The sequence below is a fragment of the uncultured Campylobacter sp. genome, assembly GCF_938039245.1.
Classification (GTDB): domain Bacteria; phylum Campylobacterota; class Campylobacteria; order Campylobacterales; family Campylobacteraceae; genus Campylobacter_A.
The window spans coordinates 1-10288 of record NZ_CALHVN010000063.1 but is presented as its reverse complement, the minus strand read 5'-3'; the positions used below and the strand labels follow the sequence as shown (position 1 = coordinate 10288).

Annotated in this window: 13 protein-coding genes and 1 pseudogene; 5 read left to right on the top strand and 9 right to left on the bottom strand. The window is 48.4% G+C overall.

Going from position 1 to position 10288, the window contains the following annotated elements; translation table 11 throughout:
• The first annotated feature begins 281 nt into the window (after nt 1–281).
• Both ybeY and Q0218_RS10960 read left to right on the top strand, forming a co-directional pair.
• Nucleotides 282–698, top strand: a complete 417-nt coding sequence (gene ybeY / locus Q0218_RS10965) for an rRNA maturation RNase YbeY (protein WP_297969550.1) — start codon at nt 282–284, stop codon at nt 696–698.
• Nucleotides 691–1266 (top strand): hypothetical protein, encoded by a 576-nt coding sequence (locus tag Q0218_RS10960; protein ID WP_297969548.1) that lies wholly within the window; start codon nt 691–693, stop codon nt 1264–1266. Before ybeY ends, Q0218_RS10960 begins: the two co-directional genes overlap by 8 nt.
• A gap of 38 nt (nt 1267–1304) precedes the next feature.
• Here Q0218_RS10960 and Q0218_RS10955 read toward each other — a convergent pair whose 3' ends face one another.
• On the bottom strand, nt 1305–1460 hold the full coding sequence (locus Q0218_RS10955) for a hypothetical protein (protein ID WP_297969546.1): 156 nt from the start codon (nt 1458–1460) through the stop codon (nt 1305–1307).
• Nucleotides 1461–1560: 100 nt separating this feature from the next.
• Between Q0218_RS10955 and Q0218_RS10950 the strand changes: the two genes are divergently transcribed.
• The 3 genes from Q0218_RS10950 to Q0218_RS10940 are packed head-to-tail and all read left to right on the top strand — an operon-like array spanning nt 1561 to nt 3821.
• Nucleotides 1561–2652: a metallophosphoesterase gene (locus Q0218_RS10950; protein ID WP_297969544.1), complete on the top strand. Its 1092-nt coding sequence runs from the start codon at nt 1561–1563 to the stop codon at nt 2650–2652.
• Nucleotides 2649–3449 carry a phosphatidylserine decarboxylase gene (locus Q0218_RS10945; RefSeq protein ID WP_297969542.1) on the top strand — a complete coding sequence of 267 codons (801 nt, stop codon included), beginning with the start codon at nt 2649–2651 and terminating at the stop codon, nt 3447–3449. Before Q0218_RS10950 ends, Q0218_RS10945 begins: the two co-directional genes overlap by 4 nt.
• Before the next feature lie 9 nt (nt 3450–3458).
• Nucleotides 3459–3821 (top strand): hypothetical protein, encoded by a 363-nt coding sequence (locus tag Q0218_RS10940; RefSeq protein ID WP_297969540.1) that lies wholly within the window; start codon nt 3459–3461, stop codon nt 3819–3821.
• Nucleotides 3822–4127: 306 nt separating this feature from the next.
• Here Q0218_RS10940 and Q0218_RS10935 read toward each other — a convergent pair whose 3' ends face one another.
• The 8 genes and pseudogenes from Q0218_RS10935 to Q0218_RS10900 form a co-directional block, all read right to left on the bottom strand.
• Nucleotides 4128–4865 (bottom strand): DNA alkylation repair protein, encoded by a 738-nt coding sequence (locus tag Q0218_RS10935; protein WP_297969538.1) that lies wholly within the window; start codon nt 4863–4865, stop codon nt 4128–4130.
• Between the two features lie 222 nt (nt 4866–5087).
• The gene (locus Q0218_RS10930) at nt 5088–5663 is read right to left on the bottom strand and encodes a hypothetical protein (RefSeq protein ID WP_297969536.1); all 576 of its coding nucleotides are present in this window, start codon (nt 5661–5663) and stop codon (nt 5088–5090) included.
• Entirely contained in the window at nt 5653–6222 is a 570-nt protein-coding gene (locus Q0218_RS10925; protein WP_297969534.1) for a tetratricopeptide repeat protein, read from the bottom strand. The genes Q0218_RS10930 and Q0218_RS10925 overlap by 11 nt, the downstream gene beginning before the upstream one ends.
• A gap of 42 nt (nt 6223–6264) precedes the next feature.
• On the bottom strand, nt 6265–6540 hold the full coding sequence (locus tag Q0218_RS10920; RefSeq protein ID WP_297969532.1) for a hypothetical protein: 276 nt from the start codon (nt 6538–6540) through the stop codon (nt 6265–6267).
• Between the two features lie 122 nt (nt 6541–6662).
• Nucleotides 6663–7067 carry a tetratricopeptide repeat protein gene (locus Q0218_RS10915; RefSeq protein ID WP_297969530.1) on the bottom strand — a complete coding sequence of 135 codons (405 nt, stop codon included), beginning with the start codon at nt 7065–7067 and terminating at the stop codon, nt 6663–6665.
• Between the two features lie 461 nt (nt 7068–7528).
• Nucleotides 7529–8632, bottom strand: a complete 1104-nt coding sequence (ychF, locus tag Q0218_RS10910) for a redox-regulated ATPase YchF (protein WP_297969528.1) — start codon at nt 8630–8632, stop codon at nt 7529–7531.
• Nucleotides 8632–10083, bottom strand: coding sequence for a leucyl aminopeptidase (locus tag Q0218_RS10905; RefSeq protein WP_297969526.1), 1452 nt, complete (start codon nt 10081–10083; stop codon nt 8632–8634). Before Q0218_RS10905 ends, ychF begins: the two co-directional genes overlap by 1 nt.
• Nucleotides 10061–10288, bottom strand: a pseudogene (locus tag Q0218_RS10900) (DedA family protein); the annotation flags it as partial. The gene Q0218_RS10905 and the pseudogene Q0218_RS10900, both read right to left, overlap by 23 nt.

Here is a 10288-nt window from a genome sequence, read left to right as displayed (position 1 = left end):
CACCGAGACCCGCACCTTGAAAATGTCAAATTTGCCTCCATCAAAATTTACAAAACCTGCGACGCTTTGCGCCAGCAAAGCCGTGTCGCCACCTCTCACGTCGTAGGGGTTGGGGGATTGTTAAGGGGGAAGGGAGCTCTTTTGCTTCGGCTTTGCCTCGCAACTGCTAGCAGAGCGTAATTCAAGCCTCTTCCCTCTTAACAAACAAAAGCTAGTTTTATTAAAATCAACCCGAATTTTCGCTAAAATCATACTCAAATTTTACTAAAGGAAAGCCAAAAATGATACTTTGCGAGGACGATTATCCGAGGATTTTGGATCAAATTTGCGACTATTTGACCGCGGGTGAGGTGGAGCTTAGCTTTGTTGACGCCGAGGAGATGAAGGAGATAAACGTCCGCCAGCGCGGCATTTATGAGACTACGGACGTGCTGAGTTTCCCGCTTGAGATGCAGCTGCACGCGCCGCTTGGCTGTATCGTGATAAACACCGAGCTAGTCGCCGCCAAAGCCGCCGAGCTGGGTCACGGAGAGGATGACGAAACGGCGCTGCTTTTCACGCACGGGCTACTTCACGTGCTAGGCTACGATCATGAGAGTGACGCGGGCGAGATGAGGGCCAAAGAGTGCGAAGTGATCGAGAAATTTAGTCTGCCAAAGAGCCTCATCGTCCGAACGGAGGATGCGGGCGATGAGTGAGCAGAATTTGACGCGCAAGGCGCTGGACGACGAGCTGGCGGATTTGCCTGAAAACGTCAAGCTCGACGAGGGCGAGGTGGTGCTATATAAATATTTATGCTCTATTAGATTTTTTTGCGTGTTGAAGATCATCGTTTGCGCCTTATTTATATGGCCTCCATGCGCTTTATTTTTAGAGCTCGGAGTATTTATGAAAATATGTTGCGTAATTTTTATTATCGCTTTGTTGGTATCGATATATTACGAGGTTATGAATTTTATCCACGAGGGATTTTACGTGACAAATAAGCACTTGATCACTTATAACGGTAAAAAAATAAATTTGAATGATGTATGGTTTTTAAGAAGTAGTTTTCCTCCTTCATACTCCATTAACTTTCATGAAAATAAAAGTAAATTTTTGCAAGACTGTTCATGGTCTAATAAAAGTGATGATTTGGATGGTTTTTTGATGGCTTTATACGAGGTTTCGGGCAATAGATATATTTTACAGTTCGGTTCTGAAAAAATTAATGCAAACGCTTTAAAATCTAACGGTGTGACATTTATAAAATTAATTCAGGAGTAGCCGAATTTGGCTCCTTTTGCGTCAAATTTACGGGGATGTCAAATTTGCGAGCCGAACTTACCTTGAGTGGTCAAATTCGAGCCCGTTTTGCCGCTAAATTTACTCTCAAATTTTAGATAAATTTTATCTCGCTGTCGCCAAATTTTGCCGAAACAAAGCCGTCCGCTATAAATCAAATTTATCCCAAAACGCATACGCAAGCCGCGTAAATTTACCCCGAGTAGCTAGATATTTAATAATTTTGGCTAAATTTACGAAATGTTTTATGTTCTATCGTCTTTGATCATCATTTTTATGAATTACGTTTCGTACCGCGGGCTTTTTGCAGATGCCGCGCTCAGGCCGCTTGCTGCGCATAAAAGGGCGCTTGGGCTGTTTTTCCTGACGCTTACCATCGGCGGCGTCGCGCTGGCTTTTTCGCTGCGGTTTAACTTTTTGGGTCCGAGCCTTCGCATCGCCTGTTCGCTGATGCTGGCGCTGACGTTTATTATCTTTTCGTTCGTGCTTTTTACGAACGTCGTAGCCTTTGCCGCCCGTCCCGTAACCAAGCGCGCGTTTAGCGAGAGCAGGCGTAAATTTTTGCGCCTATATCTTGACGTCACGATACTTATCTTGGCGTTTAGCTACTTTTTTAGAGGTATCTTTAACGCCGTAAAATTACCCGAAGTAAAAGAGCAAGATATCGAGCTAAAGGGGCTAAATGGCGAGCTAAAGATCGCGGTTTTAACGGATATTCATCTGGGCGATTTTTTAGGAGCTGACTTTGCGCGGGCGGTAACCGGGCGCGTAAACGAGCTTGATGCCGATGCGGTCGCGATCGTAGGCGACATCGCGGATCTGCCGCCGCACCGTTTGGCCGAGTTTATCGCGCCGTTTAACGAGCTAAAGAGCAAATACGGCACCTTTTACGTTCCCGGCAACCACGAGTACTATAACGGCATCGACGGCACGATAAAAGCGATCCGCGAGACTACTAATTTTAAAATTTTAGGCAACGAAAACGCACGAGTGGGCGGGGTAAATTTAGCCGGCGTTTATGATATTATCGGTTTAAGATTTAAAGCGTACGAGCCAGATCTGGTCGCGGCTCTGGACGGTCGCGACGTAAATTTGCCTACCGTTTTGCTCGCTCATCAGCCTAAATTTTTAAAATACATGGACGAAAGCGCGCCCGTGGATCTGGTCGTGAGCGGACACACGCACGGCGGGCAGATTTTCCCGTTTTCGCTGTTAGTAAGGCTCGATCAAAAATACGTCGCAGGGCTATACCGCGCGAACAAAAATACGCAAATTTACGTTAGCCGAGGCGCCGGATTTTGGGGGCCGCCGGTGCGCGTAATGGCGCCTAGCGAGATTTCGTTATTAAGACTAAAAGGAGTTGTATGAGGGGACTTATTTCTAGGATATTCGGGTTTGTAGCGGCGGTTAAATTTCCGAGGTTTTTGCAAACCTTTATCAATGAAAAATACGTAAGCGGCTTTAAAATCGACATGAGCGAGTTTAAGCAGCCTAGAGAGTACGAGAGCCTTACGGCGCTTTTTACTCGCGAGCTACAGCGTCCGCGAAATTTCGACGTTTCGCCGCAGGCCTTCATCAGTCCTAGCGACGGCACGTGCCTAGAGCGCGGAGTTAGCAAGGAGCTAAAGGCGATCAGCGTCAAGGGGCATGAGTACGGTATCGCAGAGCTTCTAGGCGATAGCATGGAGCGCAGAGAGCGAGACGCCGAGCTAGAGTACGTAAATATCTACCTCAGTCCGCGCGACTATCACCGCTATCACGCGCCTTGCGATATGAGGATATTATCCGCACTCTACGTGCCGGGCGAGCTATATAGCGTGGCCGTTAGCGCGCTGCTAAAGGTGCCGAATCTATACGCCAAAAACGAGCGCGTGGTGCTAAAATGCGAGCTTGCAAGCGGCAAAAAGATGTGGTTGGTCTTTGTCGGCGCGCTAAACGTAGGCAAGATGAAATTTGACTTTGACGCGCGCATACAGACTAACGCCTGCGCCGGTAACGTCGCGCTCTACGAATACGAAAATTTAAGCGCAAAAAAGGGCGAGCAGCTAGGGATGTTTGAGCTGGGCTCTACGATACTCATACTTAGCGAGCAGGGCGCGGTCAAATTTGATCTAGCAGCCGAGCAAAAGCTAAAATACGGCGACAAAATAGGAACTATCAACTAAGGAGGCGCAATGGGAACGCAGCTAGTCGAACAAAACGAGCTAAAAGAGACGCTAGAACTAAAAGAGCGCATCGAAAACAACACCGTCGTCGAGCTCTGGGAAAACAGCGAGGACTACGAACGCCTGGCTAACGCGACGCGCAAGACTATGCGATATATCAACGACGAGCAGATAAAGAGCTTTGCCGATGCGCTAAATCAAACGAACGAAAAGATCTTAAATTTGACCTTTGAGGGCGTGAAAAAGCATCACGAAAAGAAATTCGAGCAGATCAGAAAAAAGCAGAAAATCTACGTCGCTTTGGCCTTTGTCGTCGGCGTTTTGATTGGTGCTTTAGCGGTTTGGGCGGCGATTAGGATTTTTGCGGGATAGATTTGTTTTTAGGCTCGGCCGCTTGCGATGCCTGTGCGCCGACCCGTTTTTTACGCTACGCTAAATTTGGGCGCTTGGCTTCAAATTTAAGCACGGCAGCTTTTAAAATTTGCGTATCGCTTTGGGGGTTGGGTCAAATTTGATCTCTGGCGGTGTTAGTAAATTTGATTTTATATTTTGGCGCGACAGCCATTAGGCTTACATCTACTTTTTGCGCATCGTCTATCAAGGGCGTTTGCTTCTTAAATTTTATAAAAACTTAAAGCCCAAATTTGCTCGCCGCTAGCTTGTGTGTCTGCGCCAAGACTAAATTTTTATCTTCCTCGTCGCGTGACGGATAATTTGCTGCGTATTTTTGTTTTGCGAGCTTTGCCAGCACACGAGCAGCTCTTTTGCGGCGGCGAAATTTACCTTTAGATAGTCGGCGACGTTATTTGCGACCGAGCGCTGTACGAAGCGCACCTCGTCCTCTTTAAGTACCTCCAGCACCGCAAAAACCGGGCGCGGGTCGCTGATGAAAAGCTCTAATTTGCTAGCCCACGGTAGCTTTGGTCGCAGCCCCTCGGATGCTAGCCTGCGCAGGTGGAAATTTGACGAGCGCGCCCACTGTATCATTGTTTTTAGCGAGTCTTGCGGATATTTTTTGATAAAGGCGCGCACCGCATACTCGCCAGTGCCGCGCTTCGTGATTTCCTTAATCGCGCTCATCGAGGCCTCAAAGTCGTCTATGCCGTAAATTTCGACGTATTTTGTCAGCGGCAAAGTCCAGTAAAAGTGTTTAAACATGCCCGTTTCGTTCGGGTTTTCCTCGCCTAAAATCGCGACCAAAATCTCCGCCGCACGCCTAAAATCGGGCGGCAAAAGTTCATTTAGCGCGTTTGCGTGTGCCAAAATCCTTTGCGAATAACCGAGATTTGGCGTGCTCTTTGCGATTTGCCCGCGGTAGCTCTGCGCGTCAAATTTAGGATAAACCGCTTTTATCTTTTGCGATAAAATTTGCGCCAAATTTTCTCCGAAATACACAGCCAGTCCGCCGTTTTCCATATTTTTCCTTTGGGTAGTTTTCTCTAGCGTTTAAGCAGGCGTGAAGCGTAAATTTGCCGCCTAAAACCGATCGGCGTTAAATTTGCAGCCGTTACGCTCGTCAAATTTGACCGCCCGCGCAAGCAAAGCGTCAAATTTGTCGCGGTTTTTTGGGGTCAAATTTGAAGCCCGCAAAGAGGGCGCTAAATTTAGCGGCGGCTAAAATAACGCCCGAAAGTAAATTTATTTACACTCGACCTGCGGCATCTGCGCTAAAAATATCGGCATTTTTTGCTTGATTAGCGCGTGAAATTTGCTTCTATCTGCGATATTTAGAAACTTTAGCGCGTAGTGCGTGACTCTAAGCCCGCAGTTAAGGCTTTTTACGTTGATTAGATTGATCTCGTAGTTGTCAAAATCGGGGTTGCCTGCGATCGGATAGTAGATCGTGTAAGCTTGATACTCTTTATCGTTTATAGACTTAAAATCATACTCCGCTTTGCCGAACTGTCCGCTTTTTAGCGCGGTGATAAAGGCTCTTTGGTATTCGTTGATATCGGCGTTTTCATCGACGGTGACGCTTACTAGCTTGCTCCATTTAAAGCCGACTTTTTCACTCGGTAGATAAAATTCCGCCGTTCTTGCGTTTTTTTGCTTTAAGACGAATTTTTCGCCGTCTATGGCTACCTCGTTTGGTAGATTTACGCTATCTAGCGCGCTTTTTGGCAGCTCTATCTGCGTGGTTCTAGGCTGGGTGCAGCCGCCTAAAAATAAACAAACGACCGCAACGGCGGCAAGCGAAACTCTTTTAAAACTCATATTTTTCTCCTTTATTAGTTGATTTTTTAAACTCCATACGCTTTTTAGCTAGCCCCGCCTCGCACTCTTTTTCGTGCAGCTTTTGCGCCTTTTGGCGTAGCGCGGCGGCTTGTTTTTTGTCGCTACTTTCAAGACGGCACGCTAGATTTAGACACCCGCGCGCGTCGCCAGCCTCGCAAGCCTCGCGAAAAAGGCTCTTAGCCTCGTTTTCATCCGCTTTTATCGCTTCGCCTACGCCTCTTTCATAGATCGCGCCCAGGTTCGTACAGGCCGGTTTTAGCCCGTTGTGGCAGGCGATCCCGTAAAAGTTAAAGGCCTTTGCTATATCTTGCGGCGCGTCCGCACCCTCAAAATGCGCGTCCGCTAGGCTCTCGCAAGCACCCGGCCGCCAAAGCAGGCAGGCTTTTTCAAAAAGCTCCGGTGCGCGCGAAACGTCCTTTTTGCGCCGCGTCCCCGAGATAGCATCTGCAAAGCTTGGCGCAAGAATCTCCAAAGCCGCCTTCGCAGGCTTTCTCGTGAAATTTGACCGCCTGCTCGCTATCTTGCCGCGCTCCGCCAAGCCCCTTTGCGTAGAGCTCTCCTAGCGCCGCGCAGCCGTTTGCTACGCCTGCGTCGCAGAGCTTTTGCCTAGCTCGTAGGCCGCCTCAAACTGCCCGCTTTGATACTGTGCCCAGCCGCCCTGTAGCTCGTCCAGACGCTGGCTACCCTCGCATTTGTAGGCATTTGCGGCGCAGGCTTTGTCGTAGTAGGATCTAGCGGCCTTGATATCCTGCGCAAAACCAGCCTCGCCGTCCTCGTAAAGCCTGCCCAAAGCCTCGCACGCTTCGTAAATTTTGCCCTCGCACGCAAGCGAGTAAAATTTGAGCGCGTTTTTCAAGTTTCGCGGCTTCGTCGTTTGCGCCGGTCCAGCCGTCCGCGTACATACCGCCTAGATAGTAGCAAACTACGGCGTATCCGCGCTCGCAGGCTTTTACGTAGAGGTCTAGCGCCTTGCTTTCATCAGGCCGCGACGCCGCTGCCCGCTTCGTAAATTTGAGCTAGATTATAGCAGCTTAAACCAAATCCTTTTTCGCAGGCTTGCTCAAAAATCGCGGCGGCTTTGGCGTGTTCGCCGCTGTTTTGGTGTAACGAAGCTAGGCTATCGCAGCCTCTTAGCTCGCCCGCGTCGCAGGCTTTTTGGTAAAATTTACCGGCTTTTTCGTCATCTTGCTTTACGCCTTTGCCGCTTTGGTATAAAAACCCAAGCCTTACGCATCCGCGTGCCTCGCCCTTTTCGCACGCTTTTTGCCAAATTTTTGCCGCCGTTTGTTTATCGCTCGCGTCGTAGGTGATTTGAGCTTCGTCCGTTAAATTTGCAAGGGCGAAATTTAGAGCAACAAGTAGTAGCAAGAGCTGTTTTATCATCGCGCTCCTTTGTTAAATTTTATTAGCTTTATTTTTCTCAAATTTAACCTATTTTGCTTCTTTGTAGAGTTTGCATACTGCTGTCGATAGATCGTAACATCTGAGCGCGCTGCCTAAGCAGTGCGACGATGTGCTAAAACTACGCAATCTTGGTGTCCTTGAATATTATTTGTGTATGGGGAAAATTGATACAGTTACGCAAACGGCTATGATCTTTTTCAAATTTTTCCTTAAATTTAGCGCGAGTCAAATTTGAGCTACAAAACCCGCGCCGAGCTAAATTTAACCGCGTTTTTAAAGACTAAAATTTTATGGCGCGGTTACTAGAGTAGCCAATACGCCGACGCAAAAATTTATCTTGCCCGCGCTTAGGCTCGTAAGCTGCGCGTCAATAAAGAAAAGGCGGTCAAATTTAGCCAAGAACCGCTCGGCTAGCAAAGCCAAATTTGAGCGATTTGCGCTTAAACGTTAAATCTAAAATGCATCACGTCGCCGTCTTGAACGACGTAGTCCTTGCCCTCTAGGCGCATTTTACCCGCTTCTTTGGCCGGGGTTTCACCGCCGCACGCGATGTAGTCCTCGTAGCCGATGACCTCGGCTCTGATAAATCCTCGCTCAAAGTCGTTGTGGATGACGCTGGCGGCTTTTGGCGCTTTCCAGCCTTTTACGATCGTCCATGCGCGCACCTCGACGACGCCAGCGGTAAAATAGCTGATCAAATTTAGCTTCGCAAATGCCGTTTTGATGATCTTTTCCAGGCCGCTTTCGTTCGTGCCTAGCGAGCTTAAAAACTCGTGCGCCTCTTCGTCGCTAAGGCCTACTAGCTCCTCTTCGATCTTGGCGCAGAGCTTGATAACCTCGTGTCCCGAGCGCGCGGCAAATTCTCGAAGTGCCTGTACGTATTTGTTATCCTCCGAGATGCCGTCCTCACCCACATTTGCGCCGTAGACGACCTCTTTTGCGCTGAGTAGCCTTAGCTCTTTGTTTAAATTTATAAATGCGTCGTCATCCTTGCCGCCGAAGCTGCTCGCGCTTTTGCCGTCGTTTAGGTGAGCTAGCAGCGCGTTTGCCGTCTCTAGCGCCTCTTTCGCGCCTTTTGCGTTTGCTTTGGCTTCGCGGGTTAGGCGCTCGATTTTTTTGTTTAGCTGCTCGATGTCGGCGAGGATGAGCTCAGTCTCGATGATCTCGACGTCTCGCACGGGATCGACGCCGCCCTCTACGTGCGTGATGTTTTCGTCCTCAAAGCAGCGCACGATGTGCAAAATCACTTCGGTTTCGCGGATATTTGAGAGAAATTTATTTCCCAGACCCTCGCCAGCGCTTGCACCCTTTACGAGTCCCGCGATATCGACGAATTCGATCGTGGAGTATTGGATTTTGTTTGGATTTACGATTTTAGCTAGCTCGCCTAGGCGCTTATCGGGCACCGGCACGACGGCTTTATTGGGCTCTATCGTGCAGAACGGATAGTTCGCGCTTTCGGCGTTTTGCGCTTTGGTTAGCGCGTTAAATGTGGTTGATTTGCCGACGTTTGGCAAACCTACGATACCTACTGCTAGTCCCATTACAGCTCCTTTGCCATAGCGCATAGATAATAAAGATTCATTCGCACGCCCGCTCCCGTCGCGCCCGCCTGATTATATCCCCAAGCTTTTTCGGTGTATGCGGGGCCTGCGATATCTTGGTGTATCCACTTGTCTTTAAATTCGTCTTTTATAAATTTATCTAGGAAAATGCCCGCCGTGATCGCGCCTCCGTAGCGGCTAGACGCCGTGTTGCTGACGTCTGCGATCTGGCTTTTGATCAGCTCGCGTAGGTGCGGGTTAAACTCCAAAATCGTATTTAGTTCGCCGCTTTTTGCCGCTTTTGCTTTAAAATCCGCTTTTAGCTCCTCGTTGTTGCCCATTATGCCGCTCGTGTATTCGCCAAGTCCGACCACGCAAGCGCCAGTTAGCGTCGCCATGTCGATGAGGATATCGGGCTTAAAATCCTGCGCGTAACTAAGGCAGTCGGCAAGCACCAAACGACCCTCTGCGTCGGTGTTTCGCACTTCGATACTAACACCGCTGCGAGAGATCAGCACGTCGTCGGGTTTATAGGCGTTGCCGCCGATCATATTTTCGGTCGCGCCTAAAATCGCGTGAATCTCAAACGGCAAATTTAGCTCCGCCGTGCCTTTAATTATACCCATCGCCGCAGCTGCGCCGCTTTTGTCGGCTTTCATAGTTAGCATATAATCAGCCGGCTTTAAGCTAAGCCCGCCGCTATCGTAGGTTAGCCCTTTGCCGACGAAGATTATGCGCTTTTTTGCGCCTTTTGGCTTGTAGATCAGATGGATGAGGCGAGGCGGGTGGACGCTGGCTTTGTTTACGGCTAAAAATGCGTTCATCTTTTCTTTTTCGAGGAATTTTTCGTCGTAAATTTTGCAGCTTAAATTTGGGCTAGATTTGGCTAAATTTTGCGCGTCTTCGGCCATTTTTTGCGGCGTATAGATTTCAGGTATTTCGTTTACGACGTCTTTGGTGAAATTCGTCGCCGTAGCGATTATCTCACCGTGAGCAAAGCCGTCCCGCGCGTCGTTTTCGCGCACGATCTCGCCGCTAAATTCCTCGCTGCTAAAAATAATCTCTTTTAGCGCGTATTTTTCTTTTTTTTCTTTGTATTTGTTAAATTCATATGCACCCAGCAAAAAGCCCTCGGTTAGAGCCTGAAAGCTCACTTTTTGGCAGCCCGCGACGTATGAGGCTAGTTTTAGGCTTTTGACGTTTAGCGATTTTACGGCGTTATAGGCTTTTGCCGCGGCTATGCGAAGCTCGTCATAGTCAAGCTTATTTAGCGGGACGTAAACCCTGCCGCTTTCAAGTAAAAGCAAGACGCTCTCGCCCTTGTAGTTGGCGAATTTAAACGCCTTTTCGTCTTTTATAAATTTATGTTTTAGGTTTTTATCTACGACGAAAATCAGCTCCAAATCGGCTTTGATTTCGTCTAAATTTTTATTTACTATTTGAAATTGCACCTCTGTGTTTCCTTTCGTTTAAAATTTTATTTTCTATGCGCTTAAAACCGTAGAGCAAAGCTCCCAAAAATATCGCTACTACCGGCACGGCGACGTACCAGTGCTCTTTTGCTTTGTGTAAAATTTCAAGTATGTGCTCGCCCAAAACCCACGCGGGGATTATCGTGATCGCAGCCCAGCACCACGCGCTTATTAGGTTGATGAG

Coding starts and splice junctions, on each gene's coding strand:
- Q0218_RS10935 (WP_297969538.1), bottom strand. CDS start 4,865: ATGGAAAACGGCGGACTGGCTGTGTATTTCGGAGAAAATTTGGCGCAA.
- Q0218_RS10950 (WP_297969544.1), top strand. CDS start 1,561: ATGAATTACGTTTCGTACCGCGGGCTTTTTGCAGATGCCGCGCTCAGG.
- Q0218_RS10915 (WP_297969530.1), bottom strand. CDS start 7,067: ATGATAAAACAGCTCTTGCTACTACTTGTTGCTCTAAATTTCGCCCTT.
- ychF (WP_297969528.1), bottom strand. CDS start 8,632: ATGGGACTAGCAGTAGGTATCGTAGGTTTGCCAAACGTCGGCAAATCA.
- Q0218_RS10960 (WP_297969548.1), top strand. CDS start 691: ATGAGTGAGCAGAATTTGACGCGCAAGGCGCTGGACGACGAGCTGGCG.
- Q0218_RS10955 (WP_297969546.1), bottom strand. CDS start 1,460: ATGCGTTTTGGGATAAATTTGATTTATAGCGGACGGCTTTGTTTCGGC.
- Q0218_RS10940 (WP_297969540.1), top strand. CDS start 3,459: ATGGGAACGCAGCTAGTCGAACAAAACGAGCTAAAAGAGACGCTAGAA.
- Q0218_RS10945 (WP_297969542.1), top strand. CDS start 2,649: ATGAGGGGACTTATTTCTAGGATATTCGGGTTTGTAGCGGCGGTTAAA.
- Q0218_RS10930 (WP_297969536.1), bottom strand. CDS start 5,663: ATGAGTTTTAAAAGAGTTTCGCTTGCCGCCGTTGCGGTCGTTTGTTTA.
- ybeY (WP_297969550.1), top strand. CDS start 282: ATGATACTTTGCGAGGACGATTATCCGAGGATTTTGGATCAAATTTGC.